The sequence below is a fragment of the Mycobacterium sp. SMC-16 genome (assembly GCF_046250085.1).
Classification (GTDB): Bacteria; Actinomycetota; Actinomycetes; order Mycobacteriales; family Mycobacteriaceae; genus Mycobacterium; species Mycobacterium phocaicum.
On the sequence record NZ_CP176427.1, the window covers coordinates 3,495,991 to 3,516,344 of the forward strand.

The window sequence follows — 20,354 nt, forward strand, 5'->3', positions numbered from 1 at the left end:
ATCGAGCCCGACTTGTCGGTGGCGCGTGCGAAGCTATGCGGCTTTCGACCGAACCGACGCAGGAGAATCCACAATGTCCGCACCGCAGCAACAGAACTTCCGAGTGGATCTCGGCGGCGTCATCTCGCTGCTCAGCAAGAACCTCTATTCCAGCCCGGGCGTGTACGTCCGGGAATTGATTCAGAACGCCTTCGACGCCACCCTCGCCCGCGACGCGCTCAGCGACACACCGACCCCGCGGACCATCACCATCTCGCCATTCGGCGTCACCTCTCCGGACTCCCCGGCCAACGAATTCGCGATCACCGACGCCGGCATCGGCGTCACCGCAGATCAAGTCGAGCAGTTCCTGGCCACCGTCGGCGCGAGTTCCAAGCGTGACGAGTTGGCCCGCAGCAGGCGCACCTACATCGGGCAGTTCGGCATCGGCCTGCTGAGCTGTTTTCTGATCGCCGACGAGATCACCGTGATCTCGCGCAGCGCCGACGGCTCCGCGCCGATTGAGTGGGTCGGCAACAGCGATGGGACCTACACCGTCCGGACCATCGCCGACGACGTCGCCGTCGGCACCACCGTCCGGCTTCGGCCCCGTCCAGACATGATCGGATGGGCCCGTGCGGAGCAGGTGACTCCCCTGGTCCAGCGCTACGCCGAGTTTCTGCCGATCGACATCACTGTGCTGAGAAGTCAAGGAAACAGGGAAGTTTCACGCCGGTACCCCTGGGCTGACGACTTCGGATCCCACCGCTCCAGCGTGCAGCAGGGTGTTCCACCCGTGTACGGCGGGGTCGGAGTGGGGCGCCAGTTCGACGTCGTTGCGATCAACGACGCCGGCCTCGGTTTGGATGCCGTCGCCTACATCGGTACGGCGGTGGGCAAATCGAAGTCCAGCGCCCGAAACCGGGTGTACGTCAACGACATGCTGATTGACGACGTGGACGCGACGCTGCTTCCGTCATGGGCGTTCTTTGCCTGGGCGGTAGCCAACTCGACCACACTGGAGCCGACAGCCAGCCGTGAGGCCATCGTCGACAACGCGGCGCTGGTCGCGACCCGACGCAAGCTCGGGCAGGCAGCGCTGAAGTGGTTGCGCACCTTGGCAGATACCGACCCGCAGCGGTTCTCCGAGTTCGTCGCCGACAACGAACTGGAGCTGCGCTCGGCAGCCACACGTGACGCAGACGGCGAGAATCTGGAGCTTGCCGAAGTCGTCCTACCGATGCTGACGGTCCAAACGACAGCAGGGCAGATGCGCCTGGTCGACGTGGTCGCCCACAGCCCGAACGTTCTCTATGCCGTGTCCGTCAAGGAATTTCACACCATCGCCAGCTTCAACCCCGATGGACGACTCGTCGTCAACGCCGGCCACACCCTGGACCAGGAGGTGCTGCTGATGCTGCCGCAGGTCGTTTCCGGAGTGACGGTCACCCGCGCCTACCCCGCTTCCGAAGTCGCCGCACTCGCCGTACCGCCCACGGACGCGGTCGGCGACATTCTGACTTTCGAACAGCGAGCGACCCAGGCGCTCAAAGCATCTGGTGCTCGCGTTGTGGTGCGCCAGTTTCCCTCCGCCGACCTGCCCGCGGTCTTCATCGGGCACGGGCAGATCGACGCGGCATCGCCTGGGTACGGCAACCTCGTGCATCTGGTGGTGAACTGGAGCAACCGAGTGATCCGTGCCCTGACCCGGACGAACGATGACCTGGTGTTCGACCGGCTCATCCAGTTGCTCTACGTGCAGGCGCGGATGGCCGCCCAATGTGATGGCCCCGAGGACCGAGCGCTGCTCTCGGAGGCCCTCGACGACGTCATCCTGCTCGCGGCGGGCATGGACGGAACGGAGGTCGGGAGATGAGCGAGCAACCGACCGCTGAGGAATGCGAATTCCTCGGCGATGAGGCAGCCGGGGCAGGACAGTTGGAGAAGGCTCTGGATCACTACAGTCAGGCGCGCCGATTGCGTTGCGATGCACTGACGATGGCGTTGGCGGGCAACGATCTCGACTCGCAGTCGATGTCTACTTACGGCACCGATAGCACCCGGTTGAATCAGAAGATCCGCACGATCGTGGACGAGTTGAATCCACCAAAGACGCTGAGCGAGCGGATCGCGGACCTGCGGGTCGAGATGGACGAGCATCTGATATCGGGTCGGCTCAATCTCGCCTCCCACCTCAGCACCCAACTCGGCGCGGCGTATGAGGAGCTCGGCGACCTGGACGAAGCTGAGTCCGCCTATCGATCCGCCGTGGTGCTCGCCCGGCAGGTCGACGCCCACGATCCCGAGCTGTTGCTGCACACCTTTTGGGCGTTGATCGACTTCCTGCCGCCGTCCGAGGAATCGGTGGCGCTGGCCAAGGAAATGGCGTCCAATCTGATCGAACGCCGTGAGATGTACCACCCGATGCGGGCAGCTGATGCGGCGTACCGGCTCGCGCTGGCAGAGCTGGATTTCGCCGAAATCGCGCCACAGCATATGGATTCCGCGATCGACGGCAGCACGCGGGAGGCAATCGAGATGCTCGACGGTGTCTGCTTCCACGACAAAAGCCAGGAGCTCCAGCGATGGGTCGCCGCGGTGTTGCGGGCGGTCGGCCGCGACACCGAGGCCGACCATTGGCGGTCCGCGGCCGACCGATACGAAGACTGGGAATGGTTCACGGACCAACAGATGCCCGGGCATGTGCACCTGTGGGACATCCGGCATTGATCGTCGGCCTCGCTAGACTGGCGCTTGAAGTCGGCGAAGGGGGTCGCATGGCGGACGTGGGGGGCGCACGGCTGCGCATCGAGACCGAGCCGGTCAAAGCAGCTGCGGACGAGTTTCGGACCATCGCCGATGAGTTGCGTGAAGAACTGCGCCAGCTCGTCGCGTCGGTCGATGACGTCGTCGAAGGTTCGTGGCGCGGTGAGGCCGCTCGGATGTTCGGCCGCGACTGGGATGAGTTTCGCGCCGCCGCGACGAACATCGTCGACGACGCCGACGAAATCGCGATCCGGGTCGTCCAAAGCGTGGCGGCCTACGCAGCACAGGATGAGCGCGGTGGATCGATCGTTCGCAGCGCGTGGGATGAGCGGTAGGTCGCAATGACTGGGTACACCGTCGACGTCGACGCGCTCAATGAACTGCGGTCGAAAATGCAGGCCTACCTAGCGCACTGCGAGACATCGTTGAGCCGGGTGGAATCGCTTATCGGTCAGGTGTCACAGTCGTGGGACGGTGCAGCCGCCGAAGCATACGAGGCTCGCCACCGGAACTGGGTGCGGTCAGCGCACGACATGCGCACCGCGCTCGCGGACTTCACCGCGTGGTCCACCCAGGCCGAAGACGCCTACCGGACCGTCATGGCGATGAATCTGCGCATGGCCGGCAAGTAGCGAGCATCCATGGGTACTTGGGTTGTCGATTCAGACTGGTATTTCCTGACCGCGGCGATACTCGGCCGTGCGGGATCGAAGGTGGCTGGTGCTGCCGGCGTGGTCTCAGGCGCATCGCACGGGTCCGGCCACATGGCCGGCAACGACCCGGTCGGCACGAAATGGGGATCGCGGTATGACAGCGCCGCGCGCGATGCTGTCGGTGGCGCCGATTCGCTGGCACAAGCCTGGTCTTCGCTGGCTGGACGCGTCTACCAAGCCGGAGTCAACCATGCGTGGGCTGAATTCCACGCCGGCCGTCGCAAGATTCCCGTCCCGGCCAATCTGCCACCGCGACCGGCGATCTCTGAACCGTCGTCGACGATCTCCAGTTCCGTGGGCGCCAATGGCGTCGGTCTGACCGACATCATTCCCGGCTTGGTCGAGGCGGTCGGCAAGGAAACTCCGAACGCAGACACGAAGGGCCTCGACGCCGCTTCGGACATGTGGCAACGGTTCGCAACGACGGTCGCTGAAGCTGTCAGTGACGTGGTGAATCAGGTCAGACGACCGGACCACGACATGCCCGACGCCACCGCGTTCTACGAGACAATCGCCAATCTGAGCGCTCCCGCGGATGCCGTCGCCGCCGACGGCCGCACACTGAGTGCCCTAACGCACAGCTTCTCTGCAGCCACCAGCGCGATGCGCGCGAACATCGCCAGTGAGGTCAACAGCACCGCGATGTGGATGGGCGGGGCCGCGTCAGTCGTGGTGCTGTCGTCGGAAGTCACTGGCGGCGCGTCATTCCGGGCCGTGCCCGCGGCCATGCGCTGGAGGCTCAACCAGGCCGGCACCAACATCCGGAGCTACATCGCCGCGGTAGAAACCGCTGCGACAGCCATTGACTCACTCACAGTTGCACTCGACCCGGCCAAAAAAGGTCTGCTTGACAACCAAAAGTTCGTTGACATCGAGATCTACGATCCCGACGGCACCAAGACCCATCACCATCGCATTCCTCTGTCCAAGTGGCTGGCCTGGCAGAACTATCTGCACCGCGGCGGCCAGGAGTGGGACTGGAATCGCTGGAGCTCCAACTACGACCAGCTTCAAGAGAACTCTGCAAACGGCTGGTGGTTCGACAAGTACGCGGCCGAAGTGATGGGCTACAGCAAGGACGACGGATGGCATTCGCAATACTCAGACCAGACGATCGTCCCCGGTCGTCGCTGGGACTGGGTGAGTCCCGATCTCAACGAGTTCATCGAGAACAAGAGTGGACGCCTCGACATGGACCAGCTGGCCAAAGACGAACGCGTTCTAGCCCTCGGTCATCAGCTCACCTACAACCTCAACGCAAACTATCCGTACAGCCCAGCGGAGATCGCTGCGCTCCAGAGTCTGCAAGACAGATATCCAGACCAGTTCACGGTGAATCGACTGTGACCAACAGGGAGAATCAGGATGGGTAAGTCGTTCGACTACGTCCCCGTGCAACTCACCAAGGCGTTCCGCGAAGCGCAAACCAACGAACAGTTCTTGGGTTGGCTGAAGATGCAGGAAGCCTCGATGGAAATCGAATTTCCCTATGAAGACCTACCGGACGTGCGCGACATCATGTTCACCAAAGACAGTCTTGCGGTAGTCGAACAGAAGCTGATGGAGCTGTACCCCGACGATCCCAGCGCCTATGCAAATGAGGAAGCTGTTCACCGAACGATGCGCTACGCGTACTACGTTGGCGAAACAGTCCGACGCGCCATTGAAGCAACCTGGGTAGCACTGCCGCCGCCCAGCCAGAAAGGCCAACCGGGAGCGTTGCTCCCGGCCATCGACGTGCTCTTCGACGAGATGTTGGTTCAACCCTTGCTGTTGATCCGATTCGCACTCACCCGCCGAACAGGCCTGGAGATCACGCGCGTGTACAACAACATTCTGCGTCTCTATGACGAATGGGCTGAAAAGGGTCGTCCACCAAGGGAGTTTGGCGGCACCTTGCGCGAGGAATGAGTGGCTGACGTTGAAGAATCGTCATGGGTGAGTCCTTCGACTACGTCCCGACGCAACTCACTCGAGCGTTCCGCGATGCACAGTCCAACGAACAGTTCCTGGGCTGGCTGAAGATGCAGGAAGCCGTCATGGAGATCGAATTCCCGTACTACGACCTCCCCGAGATACGCGAGCAGATGTACACCGAAGCGAGCTTGGCGATAGTCGAACAGAAGCTCCTCGACCTGTACGACAACCATCGAAGCGCTTTCTCGCTCGACAACGTCCACACGACCATGAGGTACGTCTACTACGTTGGCGAAACATTTCGCCGTGCTTGTGAAGGGACATGGGTGGCCCTCCCCGTGGCCGACGCATACCTACCTGCGGTTGACTTTCCGATGCGCGAAACCATGACTAAGCCAACAGACCTCGTAGAGGGAGCAGTCAACCGACGCGACGGGAAACACCTGACGAAGGTCTTCGGACACGCCGTGCGCAGCTATCGCGAGTGGACTGAAGCAGGCAAGCCCGAACGGACCTTCCGCGGCACCCTGCGCGAAGCCGACGAATAGGCGGGCCGTCCTAGTTTTTGAACCGAGCAACCAATCAGTCACAACTTGTCGGCTCGACATGCAACACTGCTCGGTTCGCCCGCCAGCAAAGGAATTCGCATCGTGACAACTCGTGACAACACCTCGACCATTGACCGGCAGAAATTGACGATCATGTTGCTCACTACCAGTACAGTGACCCTGTGAGTCCGACTATGTTCGTGAATGAACATTCCGGCTGAGCGCGGATGAGCAATTTCGCATTCATCGGTGCCGCTGAATGGCCCGACATCCAATCCGACTGTGCCCGCGCCGAGAGCTACCTGGCCTCCGATCCGCGCTCGGCCTGCATCTACGGCCGGCGCGCCATCGAACAACTCGTCGGCCTGCTTTACGACGTGATGGATCTCCCGCTGCCATACAAAGACGACCTGGCCGCCCGGATCAACGAACGTCCGTTCAGTACCCAAGTGCCGCCGGCAATCGTTCACAAGCTCAACCTGATTCGCAAAGCCGGCAACGCGGCGGTGCACGAACGGCGCGCCATCGCGCCGAACATCGCGCTCGCGGTCCTGCGGGAACTTCACCACGTCACGGTGTGGGCCGTCTACCACCACTCGGCCTATCCCAAGGCCGCGCCACTCAAGCTGCCGTTCGATCCCAAGCTGGCGGCGAAGGCCGCGCCCCTGAGCCGTGACGAGGTCGCCCAGCTGGCCACGAAGTTCAAGGCACAGGACGAAGCACACGCCAAAGCCCTGGCAGAAAAAGACGAGCTCGCCGCGTCGAAAGACGCCGAGATCGCCGCGCTGCGTGAGCAAATCAAAGCCGCCCAGGCCGCGAAGCAGCAGCCCGACGATCGCGACTACAACGAAGCGCAGACCCGCACCGAGTACATCGACCTCGATCTCGCCGAGGCCGGTTGGACCCTCGACCAACCACGGGACCGCGAGTTCGAAGTCACGGGAATGCCCAGCGGCGGCATGGGTTACGTCGACTATGTGCTGTGGGGTGCTGACGGTCTGCCACTCGCCGTCGTCGAAGCCAAGCGAACCAGCAGGAGTCCACACGTCGGCCAGGAGCAGGCCAAGCAGTACGCCGACTGCCTGGAGAAGATGACCGGCCGGCGCCCGATCATCTTCTACACCAACGGCTATGAACACTGGATGTGGGACGACGCCGGCGGCTACCCGCCCCGTCAGGTCCAAGGCTTCTTCACCGCCGACGAACTCGCCCTGACGATTTCGCGGCGCACATCCCGCAAGCCGCTGGTGGGCGCAGAGATCGACTCGGAGATCGTCGAGCGGCACTACCAGATTCACGCAATCCGCCGGGTCGGCGAAGAATTCACCGCCCACAAGCGCGAGGCGCTGCTGGTGATGGCCACAGGCTCGGGCAAGACACGCACCGTCATCGCGCTGGTCAAGCAGCTCATGGAAGCTGGCTGGGTAAAGCGAGTGTTGTTCCTGGCCGACCGCACAGCCCTGGTCAATCAGGCGGTCGGCGCGTTCAAGGAACACCTGCCGAACGCCACCACCGTGAACTTGGTGACCGAGAAGATCACCGACGGCCGGGTGTACGTCAGCACCTACCCCACGATGCTGAACCTGATCAATTCCGTCGACGACGGCATACGCCCTTTTGGCCCAGGCTATTTCGACCTGGTCGTCATCGACGAGGCGCACCGGTCGGTGTACCAGAAGTATCGTGCCATCTTCGAGTGGTTCGACTCCCTGTTGGTCGGCCTCACCGCGACGCCCAAGGACGAGGTGGACCACAACACCTACCGGCTATTCAACCTCGAAGACGGTATGCCCACCGATGCCTACAGCTTGGATGACGCCGTCAAAGAAGGTTTTCTTGTTCCCGCCGTGGGGATTTCGGTGGGAACCAAATTCCTGCGCCAAGGCATTCGGTACGACGAACTGACCGAAGCGCAGAAGGACGAATGGGACTCCCTGGACTGGGGTGACGATGACACTCCCGACGCGATGTCGGCAGAGGAGCTGGGACGCTTCTGGTTCAACGCCGACACCGTCGACAAGATTCTGGCTCAGCTAATGTCGCAGGGGCACAAGGTCGCCGGCGGCGACCGCCTCGGTAAGACGGTCATCTTCGCCAAGAACCAGGCCCACGCGCAGTTCATCGCCGAACGCTTCGACATCCAGTATCCCGAGTACGCCGGGTCGTTTGCACGCGTCATCACTCACAGCACCGAACGCGCGCAGAGCCTCATCGATGACTTCTCCGTCACCGATAAAGGCCCGCACATCGCCATCTCGGTCGACATGCTCGACACCGGCATCGACGTGCCGGACGTGGTGAATCTGGTGTTCTTCAAAGAGATCCGATCCAAGAGCAAGTTCTGGCAGATGATCGGCCGCGGAACTCGCTTGCGTCCCAACCTGTTCGGACCTGGACAGGACAAGGAGAACTTCTACGTCTTCGACTGTTGTGGCAACCTGGAGTTCTTCAGCCAGGATCTGCCCGGCACGGAGGGTTCGCTACAGAAATCGTTGAATCAGCGACTCTTCGAAACTCGGGTCGGACTGGTCACAGCACTGGATTCTGCTGTCCCTGGGACGAATCCGCCCGAGGGCCACGGCACCGAAACCGAACGCGGGCTTCGCGTCGACACCGCATGGAGCCTGCACAAGATCGTCGTCGGCATGAACATGGACAACGTGTTGGTCCGGCCTCACCGCAGACTCGTCGAACAGTACGCACAATGGCCCGCGTGGTCGTCGTTGACGCACGAAGCCGCAGGCGACGTCGCCGCTCAACTCGCTGGGCTGCCCTCCTCGGAGCTGGACACCGACGAACAGGCCAAGCGGTTCGACCTGTTGATCCTGCGCCGCCAACTGGCACAGCTCGAGGGCGATGCCGTAGCGGCTGAACGGATCCGGACGAAAATTCAGGGAATCGCCGAAGGACTGCTCACCAAGACCTCGATTCCGTCGGTCGCGGCGCAACAGGCCCTCCTTGACGACATCTGCGCCGACGAGTGGTGGGTCGACGTCACCCTGCCCATGCTCGAACTCGTCCGGCTGCGGGTGCGTGCACTGGTCCGCTTCCTGGACCCCGCCCAGAAGACCGTTGTATACACCGACTTTCAGGACGAACTCAGTGAAGCAACCTTGGTCGATCTACCCAACGTCACTCCGGGGACCAACTGGGACCGGTTCAAGGCGAAAGCCAGGGCGTACCTCAGGTCCCACCTGGACCACATCACGCTGCAACGCCTGCACCGTAACAAGCCACTCACGCCCGACGATCTGATCGCATTGGAGCGCATGCTGATTGACAGCGGTGTGGGCGATCCCGCCGACATCGACTTGGCCAAAGTGGACGGGCTCGGACTGTTCGTCCGATCGCTCGTCGGCCTGGATCGAGCTGCAGCGACAGAAGCATTCGGGGCCTACCTCGACGGATCGCGATTCACTGCCGACCAGATTCGGTTCATCAACCTCATCGTCACCGAACTGACCGCAACGGGCGTCGTCGCCGTCGCGCGACTGTATGACTCCCCCTACACCGACAAAGCGCCGACCGGCCCTGAAGAGGTGTTCCCGGAGGCCGACGTCGACAACATCGTATCGATCCTCAACACCGTCCGGGCCAACGCAGCGCCCGAGGGTGGCGCCGCGTGATTATCTGACGCATATGACCAGGCAAGGTCGACCTAGAGCCACCCTCGGGCGGCGACCCGCGCCGAACAGCAGCGGTGTCCGTTCGCGAGTACGTGTCACCGGTCGACGAATGAGCGGTATCGCCGCGAAACCGGTCAGACCTTGGGTATCCAGCCAGACCACGACGGTGACAAGACAAACCCCCGGCCCTGAGGGTCTTTGCAGGCGGTCATTTTCTTGTCATCCACACCGCAAGTGACCCCGAATACTGTCAGTGTGTGGAACGGCGGCAAGACCTTCTTGGTCGATGCAGAACCGCCACATGTCGGGTCACCGACCTGCCACATTTCGTGATCGGTACTGATCGCATTCGACTCAACTGGGCCGTTTGACGGGTCGCATTGCGCAGGAGCAACGGCTGGGAAGTTGTTGCCGACACAGCTTGCCGCAGGAGATTGACCGAAAGTACACCAAATTCCGTCAGGTGTGCTGAACCCGTATGTTGTTATCTTGTTCGGACGGCCGGGATTATTGGATTGCCACTTGTATTCGTCTGGGTTAACGGCGGTGTAGCCGCTCATATCAGGGAATTTCCCGGGCTCCACCGAATGGGATAGCTCGCTGTGAATTGGCGGACGCGCAGCGGCGTCACAAGCTGACGGCAGCACCATCAGGGTGGAAAACAGCGATACGGCCATCAGGCGAATGATCATTCACACCTTTGGTATCCAGCCCGACCAGGACGGAGACAATACGAAACCTTGACCTTGCGGGTCCTTGCACGCCGTCATGCCTTTGTCATCCACACCGCAAACCACACCGTTGACCGTCAGTGTGTGGAATGGAGGAAGAACTTTGTGCGGCGGCGAATCCTCCGAGCAATTCGAGCTACCCCTAGGCCATTGCTGCAGACCTCGACTCGTACTCATTACGTTGTAGCGGTAGATACCTTGCGCGGAATCGCATGTTGCGGGAGAAACTGCGGGAAGGTTGTTACCTCCGCAGGACGCTGAGGCAGGTTTCCCAAAACTGCATCGAACCCCATCAGGAGTATCGAACGCGTATTTGATGAGTTTTTCGGGGCGGCCCGGGTTGTCGAGCGCTTGCGCATAGTCATCAGGGTTTGCGGGTGTGTAGCCGCTCATATCGGGGAATGCCACTGGTCCACCAGATTCATGTGGTTCCGCAGAAGCGGTGCAAGCGGAAGTCAAGACGATCGACGCAAGAAGCACCAGAGTAAGTGCGAACCGAATCATCTTGATCGTTCCTCTCGATGGTGGTAGCTGCGGATACCCCTAGCGGGGCTTGACATTGACATGAATATCCTGCACGTCGTAATGCACCGGACCGATAGGATGCTTGTCCGCATCTACCGGCTGAAACCACTGGCTGCCAAACAAACCGAGATTATCCAGTGTCGATCCGGGCAGAATGTAGCCGCCGTACGGCGCTGGCACGTGGTTCGGTGCTCCCGAGGTATTGTCCATCACCACAATCGGGGCTCCACCCGGCCTAACGACGTTAGTTTGATTGTCGCCAACGTGTACCTCGACTGTAGGCATGTTCGTATCACCGTCGCCACTATGGAGGTTCGTGCCTGCGAGAACCGGTTTACCTTCAACCTCCCGGAAGCTCAGTTCTCCCCAGTTCTGACCGTCAGGTGTGATTGTCGAGGTCGCTGGCTGTCCCGCCGCGCCCCAGGTGTTGTTGCCCGGGTCGTACGGTTCCCACGCCCCGCGGTCGCTGATGTGCGCGGGATCAACCCGATACATGGAGACGCCTTGGCTGCGGTCGAACGCATCCGCGGCGATGTACACCTTGCCGTCACTGCCTTGGTAGCCGCTGAATTGAGTTGGCAACGTGGGGTTGTCGGCGACAGACCTATAACTGCCCTCGATCGGCTTCCAGCCGGCGGCCGGATCGTTCGTGACCTTTACCAGCCACGAGCCCTTCGGACTGAGGCCCTCGCTCGTGTTCGTGCCCACAACCATCATGTAGGTGTCGTTGCCGATCTTGACGCTGCCCGCCGGCAGCGCGTTGTTGGCTCCCGCTGCACGAGCCGCATCGGGTATCGGGAAGAGGGTATGCGGTCCCGGTGATTCATTTGGCAACCCGCTGTTGAGGTTGGTCCCGGTCAGCGGCGCACCGAAATGAGGCTTGCCGTTCTTGTCGAACGTCACAGGCACCGCAACTGAGGGATAGTGCTCATTCCCAGGTCCACCGACCTGAGGGTTGGCATAGGAGTCCCCGAAAATTGCCACCTTTGTGCCGTCCGGCAGCGTGATGACCTCGCCCAAGTCCGCTGCGCGAATCCCGGGGATAGCGTCGGGGCTGTCGGTCCCGGCGATCGGCCCCATGTTTCGGACCTCACCGGGTGCGAGCGGCCCCTCACCGGTCAGTCCCAGCAGCTCTGCCAGTGTCGTCGGCGTCTTCGTCGGTTCCGGCAACCCTGTCGCCTTCGCAATCGCTTTGGCCAGATCAGCGTCGATTCGGTCGCCTTCGGCCTGCGCGTCAGCGATCCGTGCCTCCAAATCGGCGATCTTCTTCGATACTTTCAGTTTGGTCTCATCATCGAGATAGTCGTAGTTCGCTGGAACGCTCACCTTGTTGGTTATTTGATCAACTTCCACCGCCGGTGCTGCGGCCGCATCGTCGAGAATCGCTTTCACAGTGGTAGCGAGGGCGGTGGCATCTTCTTCTGCGTGGTCCATCGCGGCCGCCGCCGATGACAAGTCCTCTGACCTGACGTTGTGAGCCGCGGCGCTCATCAACATCGACATCATCGCCTCCTGCGCAGCCTGACCTTGCCACGTGGAGGTTTTCACCAACTGTTGGTAGAGCTCCGCAGAGTTCGCGTGGTTGACGGACGCGTCACGCGTAGCTTTGGCCAGCCCTGCGATCTCAGGAACCCACTCCCGCAGCACCTGCAGCGACACGAGTTCAGATCACAACCCTGTGTCGGTGATTCGCGCCGCGCCACTACTATCGGTGCGTTCATATGCGCCCGCAGCCCCGCGATGTCCCTCCGCGTGTGACGCGAAGCGTTCACCAAAATGTGCGCCGTCCGCTTCCCAAGCAGCCAACATTTCCGGCAGTGCAGCGGCCGACAGTCCCGAGCCCAGCGCCGCTTGGCTTGCCGCAGCATGCGCCTTGAGATGTTCGGTGGAGAAATCACTGCTGTGACCATCCAAGCGGTCAGCAGTCATTCGCAGCTCGATTGGATCGACCTTCAACGGATCGCTCGGCACGGCCACGTAAACCCCCTCAAACTAGCCCCCACAGAAAATGATAGGGCCGCCAGGCAACGGTCGCCGACGGCAATTTCACCGCCCCAGTCGTAGCCAAACGACGACGGCACCGGTCAATCTGCGCGCACACGGCGGGGAGCTGGGCTCGCGGCAGTGCACTCGATCCTTGGCGAAATTCGTTTCGATTCACCCGAACTCGAGTGTGCGCCTGCCGAACTTGTACAGCACGAAGGGCGCGGGCAGAAATGTCCCTCCGCTCGATCGAGCGGCCCCAAAATGCACGCGACACACCGGGTTTGGGTGTACAAACACGGCCGCTCGCGGGAAGTGAGCTACTACTGCGAGGCGATGTCGACCGAGCTGCCGATGGCGGCGACCCACCCGGTGACCTGGCGGGCGATGTCCTGATCGGTCAGGCCGACCGACATCAGAACCTCGCTGCGAGTCGCGTGCTCCTGGAATTCCTGCGGCACACCGACGTCGCGGCACGGCACGTCGATCTCGGCACGACGCAGCGAGGCCGAGACCGCGGAGCCGATGCCGCCGGCAACACCGTTGTCCTCAAGCGTGACAACGAGTTTGTGCGCCCGGGCCAGATCGGCGATGGCCGTCGGAACGGGCAGCACCCAGCGGGGGTCGACGACGGTGACGCCGATGCCCTGCTTGCGCAACCGGTCGGCGACCAGCAGCGCCATCCGGGCGAACGCGCCGACGGCGACCAGCAGCACGTCGTCGGACAGGCCGTCGGCGGGCTCGGTCAGGATGTCGACGCCATGCTGGCGGCGGACGGCCGGGATGTCTTCGCCGACAGCGCCTTTCGGGAAGCGGATGGCGGTCGGCCCGTCATCGACGGCCACTGCCTCGCCGAGTTCCTCACGCAGCCGGGCGGCGTCGCGCGGTGCGGCGACCCGCATGCCGGGCACGATGCCGAGCATCGACATGTCCCACACACCGTTGTGGCTGGCGCCGTCGTTGCCGGTGATGCCGGCGCGGTCGAGAACCATGGTGACGGGCAGCTTGTGCAGCGCCACGTCCATCATGATCTGGTCGAACGCCCGGTTCAGGAACGTCGAGTAGATGGCGACGACGGGGTGCATCCCGCCCATGGCGAGACCCGCGGCCGACGTCATCGCGTGCTGCTCGGCGATACCGACATCGAAGAACCGGTCGGGGAACCGCTGCCGGAACGCCGACAGGCCCGTCGGCCCCGGCATGGCCGCGGTGATCGCGACGATGTCGCGCCGCTTGGTGGCCTGCTTGATCAGCTCCTCGGAGAACACCGACGTCCAGCCGAGCACCGACTCGGCGGTGGACCGCCCGGTGTGCGGGTCGATGATGCCGGTAGAGTGCATCTGCTCGGCTTCGTCGTTCTCCGCGTGCGAGTAACCCATGCCCTTGCGGGTGACGACGTGCACGATCACGGGTGCGTTGAAACCGCGGGCGTGCCGCAGCGCCGCCTCGACAGCGTGCTCGTCGTGCCCGTCTATGGGCCCGACGTACTTGAGCCCCAGATCGGTGAACAGCGCCTGCGGGGCCAGCGCATCCTTGATGCCGGCCTTGATGCTGTGCACGCACTGGTAACAGAACTCGCCGACGACGGGCACGCCGCGCAGCGCGTGCTTGCCGCGTTCGAGCGCCTTTTCGTAGCCGGGCTGCAGGCGCAGTGCCGCGAAGTGGTCGGCCAGACCACCGATGGTCGGCGCGTAGCTGCGGCCGTTGTCGTTGACGACGATGACGATCGGCCGATTGGCGGCCGCGATGTTGTTGAGCGCCTCCCAGCACATGCCGCCGGTGAGCGCGCCGTCACCGACGACGGCGACGACGTGCCGGTTGCGATAGCCGGAGAGCTCGAAGGCCTTGGCCAGCCCGTCGGCGTAGGACAGCGCGGTGCTGGCGTGGCTGGACTCGACCCAGTCGTGTTCACTCTCGGCGCGACACGGATAACCGGACAGGCCGCCCTTCATGCGCAGCGTCTCGAAGTCGGGGCACCGGCCGGTCAGCATCTTGTGGACGTACGCCTGGTGACCGGTGTCGAAGATGATCGGGTCGTGCGGCGAATCGAACACGCGGTGCAGGGCCAGCGTCAGCTCGACGACACCCAGGTTGGGGCCGAGATGCCCGCCGGTGGCGGCCACCTTGTGCACCAGGAAGTCCCGGATCTCGGCGGCAAGTTCGGTCAGCTGAGGCTGCGACAGGTGCGCCAGATCAGCTGGGCCGCGGACCTGTTCAAGCATTCCGACAGTCTACGCACGAGTACCGGGTACAGCCGGTCAAGGCTGATAGATGTCCGGCACACCGTCACCGTCGTCGTCGGCGGTCTCCTGCTCGTGGATGCGGCGGAACGCGGCATTGCGGGACAGCAGCACCACCGCGGCCAGCATCCCCGCGATCACCGAGCCGGTGAGCACGCCGATCTTGGCATCAGCGCTGGCGGACGTGCCCGCACCGAACGCCAGCTCACCGATCAGCAGGGACACCGTGAAGCCGATCCCGGCCAGCATCGCCACCCCGGCGACGTCGAGCCAGCCCAGTCCCTCGTCGAGCTCGGCGCCGGTGAATCGCGCCAGCAGGAATGTGGTGCTGAACACGCCGATGGCTTTGCCGAACACCAGTCCCAGCAGGACGCCGGCGGTCACCGGGTGGGTGATCGCGTCGACCAGGCCGGGCCAGCCGCCGACACTCACCCCTGCGGCGAAGAACGCGAACACCGGCACGGCCACCCCGGCCGACAGCGGGCGCAGCGCGTGCTCGAACATCTCTGCCGACGCGTGCCTGCCCAGGACCGGCACCCCGAACCCGAGCAGCACCCCGGCCACCGTGGCGTGGATACCGCTCGCGTGCACCAGGGCCCAGGTCGCCGCCGCGAGCGGCGGCAGCAGCCACCAGTGCCGGATCCCGCGCTGCACGGCTACGACGAACAGCCCGCCGGGGATGACGGCCAACGCCAGCGCCGTGGGGTTGAGGTGATCGGTGTAGAAACACGCGATGACGATGATGGCCAGCAGGTCGTCGACCACCGCGAGCGTCAGCAGAAAGGTGCGCAGCGCGGTGGGCAGGTGCGTGGAGATCACTGCCAGGACGGCGAGAGCGAAGGCGATGTCCGTCGCGATCGGCACCGCCCAGCCGTCCAGGTTCTCCGGGTGCCCCAGCGCCAGATTCAGGCCCACGAAGATGGCGGCGGGCGCCAGCATGCCGCCGACGGCGGCGGCGATGGGCAGCGCGGCACGCGCCGGGTCGCGCAGGTCGCCGGCGACGAACTCGCGTTTGAGTTCGACACCGACAACGAAGAAGAAGATCGCCAGGAGCCCGTCGGCCGCCCAGGCCGAGAGGCTGAGGTGCAGGTGCCACGACGCCGGACCGACCGCGAACTCGGACAGCTCGTGATAGCTGTGGGCCGCAGGCGAATTGGCCCACACGAGAGCGACGCCGGCGGACAGCAACAGCAGGATGCCGCCGACGGTCTCCTTGCGGAGAATCTCGGTGAACCGCTGGGCTTCTGGCCAACTGCCACGGGTCAGCAGGCGCCTGCGCGTGTTGCGGTTGTTCATTCGGGACTCTCCTGGGCAGCGTTGAACGGCGCCGACCAGGCTTCCCGGCACACCTGTCCGCAAATTTACCGGGTCAGCAGCGCCACACACTCGACGTGGTGCGTCAGCGGGAACGAGTCGAAAACCCGGAGGTTCGCCACCTCGTAGCCGTGTCCACGGTAGAGACCGATATCGCGCGCGAAAGAGGCTGCCTCACAACCGATGTGGATCACCCGTGGCACCCCGGCGGCGGCCAGCTGATCGATGACCTCGTGCCCGGCGCCGGTGCGCGGCGGGTCGAGTACGGCGACGTCGGCCGCGACCCGCTGGCTCCCGAGCGCCCGGCGCGCCGAATCGGTCACCACCTCGACGCAGCCGAGATCTCCGAGCGCCGCCCGGGCCGCGCGCGCCGATCCGCGTGAGGTGTCCACCGTCAGCACCTTGCCGGACTCCCCCACCGAGCCGGCCAACGCGGCCGCGAAAACGCCTGCGCCACCGTATAAATCCCACGCCGTCTGCCCCTCGGACAGCTCGGCCCACTCGGCGACCAGCGCGCTGTAGGTGCCGGCGGCGTCGCGATGCGACTGCCAGAACGCCGTCACCGGAACCCGCCATTCCCGATCGCCTACGCGCTGCACGGCTTCGTACTCGCCCGAGACCACTTCGGTCATGCCGGACTTGCTCTTCTTGCCCCCGCGCGGACCGGACCGCACGACGTGCCGGTTGCCGGCATCGTCGAGCACGACGTGCACGTGCGCGCCGGGCGGTTGCAGCGGCAGATCGTCCAGCATCCCGGCCGGCACCTGCGCACACGACAGGTCGGTCACCAACTCGTCGCTGTGATAGCGGTGGAACCCGGCCCGGCCGTCCGCGCCGACCTCGAGCCGCACCCGGGTACGCCACCCGGTCGCGCCGACGGTGCCGACCTCCGCGGCCTCCAGGTCACCAGACTCGTAGCCGCCGAGGCGGGCCAGCTGATTGGCCACCACCTCGCCCTTGAGCCGCCGCGCCGCGGCGGGATCGACGAAAGCCAGGTCGCAGCAACCGGATCCCTGCGCCCCGGCGATCGCGCACAACGAATCCACCCGGTCGGGTGACGCCTCGATGACCTCGATCGCATCGGCGTGCCAGTACGACCCCCGCTCGGACGTCACCTCGGCGCGCACCACCTCGCCCGGCAGCGCGTGCCGGACGAAGATCACGCGGCCGTCGTGACGTCCGACGCAGCTGCCACCGTTGGCCGGCGGGCCAACGGTGAGCGTTACTTCACTCACTCGATGATGCCCCGTCGCGTATCACCGGGCGCCGAGCCCGGGGCCATGGTCACCTTCACCCGCTCCGACGAATTCAGCTGCCACGGAACGGAAGTCACCATCACGTTGGGGATGAACAGCAGCCGGCCCTTCAGCCGCAGCGCACTCTGGTTGTGCAGGATGTGCTCCCACCAGTGGCCCACGACGTACTCCGGGATGAACACCGTCACCACGGTGCGCTTCGACTCGGCGGTGATGCGCTTGACGTAATCGAGGATGGGCCTGGTGATTTCGCGGTACGGCGACGCGATGACCTTGAGCGGGACCGACACGTCGCTGTCTTCCCACTTGTGCACCAGCTCGCGCGTCTCGGCGTCGTCGACGCTGACGGTGATGGCCTCCAGGACGTCCGGCCGGGTGGCCCGCGCGTAGGCCAGTGCCCGCAGCGTCGGCAGGTGCAGATTGGACACCAGAACGACGGCGTGGTTGCGGCTGGGCAGCACGACGTCCTCGTCCGGGCCCGACTGGGAGCGCAGTTCCTGAGCGACGGTGTCGTAGTGCTTGTGGATCGCCTTCATCAGGACGAACAGCAGGCTCATCGCCAGAATCGCGATCCAGGCCCCGGCCATGAACTTCGTCACGATGACCACCAGCAGCACAGCGCCGGTGCAGAGGAACCCGATGGTGTTGACGATCCGCGCGCGCTGCATACGGCGCCGCTCGGACGCTTCGGTCTCGGTGCGCAGCAACCGGTTCCAGTGCCGCACCATGCCGATCTGGCTCAGCGTGAACGACACGAACACGCCGACGATGTACAGCTGGATCAGCGCCGTGACCTCGGCGTTGAACGCCACCACGAACGCGATGGCGGCGAACGCGAGGAACAGGATGCCGTTGGAGAAGGCCAGCCGGTCACCGCGGGTGTGCAGCTGCCGGGGCAGGTAGCGGTCCTGCGCCAGGATCGAGCCCAGCACCGGGAAACCGTTGAAGGCGGTGTTGGCGGCCAGGACGAGGATCAGACCCGTCACGCCGGCGATGAGGTACAGGCCCACCGGGAAGCCTTGGAACACCGCCTCGGCCAGCTGCGTGACCACCGTCTTCTGGTGATAGCCGGCGGGCGCGCCCACCAGCTGGTCCACGCTGTCGGCCATCTTCAGGCCGATCTGCTTGGCCAGCACGATGATGCCCATGAACAACGACACCGCGATGGCGCCGAGCAGCAGCAGCGTCGTCGCGGCATTGCGCGACTTCGGCTTCTGGAAGGCGGGCACACCGTTACTGATGGCTTCCACACCGGTGAGGGCCGCACAGCCGGACGAGAATGCGCGCGCGACAAGGAACACCATGGCGAAGCCCAGCACGTCGCCGTGCTCGGACTTGATGCTGAACCCGGCCGACTCGGCCCGCAGCGGGTGGCCCAGCACGAAGATCTGAATGAAGCCCCAGGCCAGCATGAGGTACATGCCGATCATGAAGGCGTAGGTGGGAATCGCGAACGCGGTACCGGACTCCCGGATGCCGCGCAGGTTCAGCGACGCCAGGATCAGGATCGCCAGCACCGAGAACAGGACCTTGTTCTGGGCGATGAACGGCACGGCCGACCCGATGTTGGACATCGCCGACGCCGTCGACACCGCCACGGTCAGGACGTAGTCGACCAGTAGCGCGCTGGCCACCGTCAACCCGGCGGTGTGCCCGAGGTTCGTGGTGACCACCTCGTAGTCGCCGCCGCCGGACGGATAGGCGTGCACGTTCTGCCGATAACTGGCGATCACGATCAACATGACCCCGGCCACCGCGAGACCGATCCACGGCGCCATCGAATAAGCCGACAGACCGGCGACCGACAACACCAGGAAAATTTCTTCCGGCGCGTAGGCGACCGACGACAGCGCATCCGACGCGAAGACCGGTAAGGCGATACGTTTGGGCAGCAACGTGTGGGCGAGCTTGTCGCTGCGGAAGGGTCGGCCGATCACCAACCGTCGCGTAGCGGTCGAAAGCTTGGACACGAGGGCTAGGGTAAGCCCCCCGGGCTCGGGTTGTAGCGTTCGGACTGAGCTGAGGCATGAAATTCGCTTCGGGGCCGCCTCCCGGCCCAGAAAGGATCGGCTGGTGCGAGTAGTCGTGATGGGCTGCGGCCGAGTTGGCGCATCGCTGGCAGACGGATTGGCCCGCATCGGCCATGAGGTCGCCGTGATCGACCGAGATAAGACGGCATTCCACCGGCTGTCACCGGAATTCCCCGGAGAACGCGTGCTGGGCATGGGTTTTGACCGGGATGTGCTGGAGCGGGCCGGTATCGAAGAGGCCGGCGCGTTCGCCGCCGTGTCCTCCGGTGACAACTCGAACATCATCTCCGCGCGTGTCGCGCGCGAGACGTTCGGTGTGCAGCGCGTCGTCGCCCGAATCTACGACGCCAAGCGCGCCGCGGTGTACGAGCGGCTGGGCATCCCGACCATCGCGACGGTGCCGTGGACCACCGACCGGTTGCTGAATCTGCTGACCCGCGAGACCGAAACCACGAAGTGGCGCGATCCGTCGGGCAATGTCGGCGTCACCGAGCTGTCGCTGCACGAGGACTGGGTCGGCTACCGCGTCACGGCGCTGGAAGGCGCGACCGGCGGCCGCGTCGCGTTCCTCATCCGGTTCGGCAGCGGCGTGCTGCCGGATACCAAGACCGTCATCCAGGCCGGCGATCAGGTGTACATGGCCGCGGTGTCGGGCCGTGTCGCCGAAGCCATCGCCATCGCCTCGCTGCCGCCCGGCGACGACGTCGAAAGCCACTAGGAGCGCAC

Annotated in this window: 16 protein-coding genes; 9 read left to right on the forward strand and 7 right to left on the reverse strand. The window is 64.1% G+C overall.

The window, feature by feature from the left end:
- The first annotated feature begins 73 nt into the window (after positions 1–73).
- The 8 genes from ACJEIK_RS16905 to ACJEIK_RS16940 all read left to right on the forward strand — a co-directional run bounded on the left by ACJEIK_RS16905 (position 74) and on the right by ACJEIK_RS16940 (position 9,549).
- The gene (locus ACJEIK_RS16905; protein ID WP_061001342.1) at positions 74–1,855 is read left to right on the forward strand and encodes an ATP-binding protein; all 1,782 of its coding nucleotides are present in this window, start codon (positions 74–76) and stop codon (positions 1,853–1,855) included.
- Complete coding sequence (locus tag ACJEIK_RS16910; protein ID WP_061001341.1) at positions 1,852–2,709, forward strand: hypothetical protein; 858 nt, start codon at positions 1,852–1,854, stop codon at positions 2,707–2,709. Before ACJEIK_RS16905 ends, ACJEIK_RS16910 begins: the two co-directional genes overlap by 4 nt.
- Complete coding sequence (locus ACJEIK_RS16915) at positions 2,691–3,080, forward strand: WXG100 family type VII secretion target (protein WP_234785293.1); 390 nt, start codon at positions 2,691–2,693, stop codon at positions 3,078–3,080. Before ACJEIK_RS16910 ends, ACJEIK_RS16915 begins: the two co-directional genes overlap by 19 nt.
- 6 nt (positions 3,081–3,086) lie before the next feature.
- Positions 3,087–3,377, forward strand: coding sequence for a WXG100 family type VII secretion target (locus ACJEIK_RS16920; RefSeq protein ID WP_133426801.1), 291 nt, complete (start codon positions 3,087–3,089; stop codon positions 3,375–3,377).
- 9 nt (positions 3,378–3,386) lie between these two features.
- Positions 3,387–4,805 carry a hypothetical protein gene (locus tag ACJEIK_RS16925; protein WP_061002863.1) on the forward strand — a complete coding sequence of 473 codons (1,419 nt, stop codon included), beginning with the start codon at positions 3,387–3,389 and terminating at the stop codon, positions 4,803–4,805.
- Positions 4,806–4,823: 18 nt separating this feature from the next.
- A complete protein-coding gene (locus tag ACJEIK_RS16930; protein ID WP_061002862.1) occupies positions 4,824–5,369 on the forward strand; it encodes a hypothetical protein in 546 nt (181 codons plus the stop codon).
- Between the two features lie 23 nt (positions 5,370–5,392).
- On the forward strand, positions 5,393–5,923 hold the full coding sequence (locus tag ACJEIK_RS16935) for a hypothetical protein (protein ID WP_267325541.1): 531 nt from the start codon (positions 5,393–5,395) through the stop codon (positions 5,921–5,923).
- Positions 5,924–6,150: 227 nt separating this feature from the next.
- On the forward strand, positions 6,151–9,549 hold the full coding sequence (locus ACJEIK_RS16940) for a DEAD/DEAH box helicase family protein (RefSeq protein WP_409430037.1): 3,399 nt from the start codon (positions 6,151–6,153) through the stop codon (positions 9,547–9,549).
- 134 nt (positions 9,550–9,683) lie between these two features.
- Here ACJEIK_RS16940 and ACJEIK_RS16945 read toward each other — a convergent pair whose 3' ends face one another.
- From ACJEIK_RS16945 to ACJEIK_RS16975, 7 genes are all read right to left on the reverse strand, one after another.
- Positions 9,684–10,241, reverse strand: coding sequence for a hypothetical protein (locus ACJEIK_RS16945; RefSeq protein ID WP_409430038.1), 558 nt, complete (start codon positions 10,239–10,241; stop codon positions 9,684–9,686).
- A 582-nt stretch (positions 10,242–10,823) separates the two neighbouring features.
- The gene (locus ACJEIK_RS16950) at positions 10,824–12,464 is read right to left on the reverse strand and encodes a DUF4185 domain-containing protein (RefSeq protein WP_406804792.1); all 1,641 of its coding nucleotides are present in this window, start codon (positions 12,462–12,464) and stop codon (positions 10,824–10,826) included.
- A gap of 9 nt (positions 12,465–12,473) precedes the next feature.
- A complete protein-coding gene (locus tag ACJEIK_RS16955) occupies positions 12,474–12,782 on the reverse strand; it encodes an ESX-1 secretion-associated protein (protein ID WP_406804793.1) in 309 nt (102 codons plus the stop codon).
- 329 nt (positions 12,783–13,111) lie between these two features.
- Positions 13,112–15,010 (reverse strand): 1-deoxy-D-xylulose-5-phosphate synthase, encoded by a 1,899-nt coding sequence (gene dxs, locus ACJEIK_RS16960; protein ID WP_406804794.1) that lies wholly within the window; start codon positions 15,008–15,010, stop codon positions 13,112–13,114.
- Between the two features lie 36 nt (positions 15,011–15,046).
- The gene (nhaA, locus tag ACJEIK_RS16965; RefSeq protein WP_406804795.1) at positions 15,047–16,324 is read right to left on the reverse strand and encodes a Na+/H+ antiporter NhaA; all 1,278 of its coding nucleotides are present in this window, start codon (positions 16,322–16,324) and stop codon (positions 15,047–15,049) included.
- Between the two features lie 65 nt (positions 16,325–16,389).
- Positions 16,390–17,577, reverse strand: coding sequence for a class I SAM-dependent RNA methyltransferase (locus ACJEIK_RS16970; protein WP_406804796.1), 1,188 nt, complete (start codon positions 17,575–17,577; stop codon positions 16,390–16,392).
- Positions 17,574–19,568: an APC family permease gene (locus ACJEIK_RS16975; protein WP_064859607.1), complete on the reverse strand. Its 1,995-nt coding sequence runs from the start codon at positions 19,566–19,568 to the stop codon at positions 17,574–17,576. Before ACJEIK_RS16975 ends, ACJEIK_RS16970 begins: the two co-directional genes overlap by 4 nt.
- Positions 19,569–19,671: 103 nt before the next feature.
- On the opposite strand from ACJEIK_RS16975, the gene ACJEIK_RS16980 reads away from it, so the two are divergent.
- The gene (locus ACJEIK_RS16980; protein WP_409430039.1) at positions 19,672–20,346 is read left to right on the forward strand and encodes a potassium channel family protein; all 675 of its coding nucleotides are present in this window, start codon (positions 19,672–19,674) and stop codon (positions 20,344–20,346) included.
- Positions 20,347–20,354 lie beyond the last annotated feature (8 nt).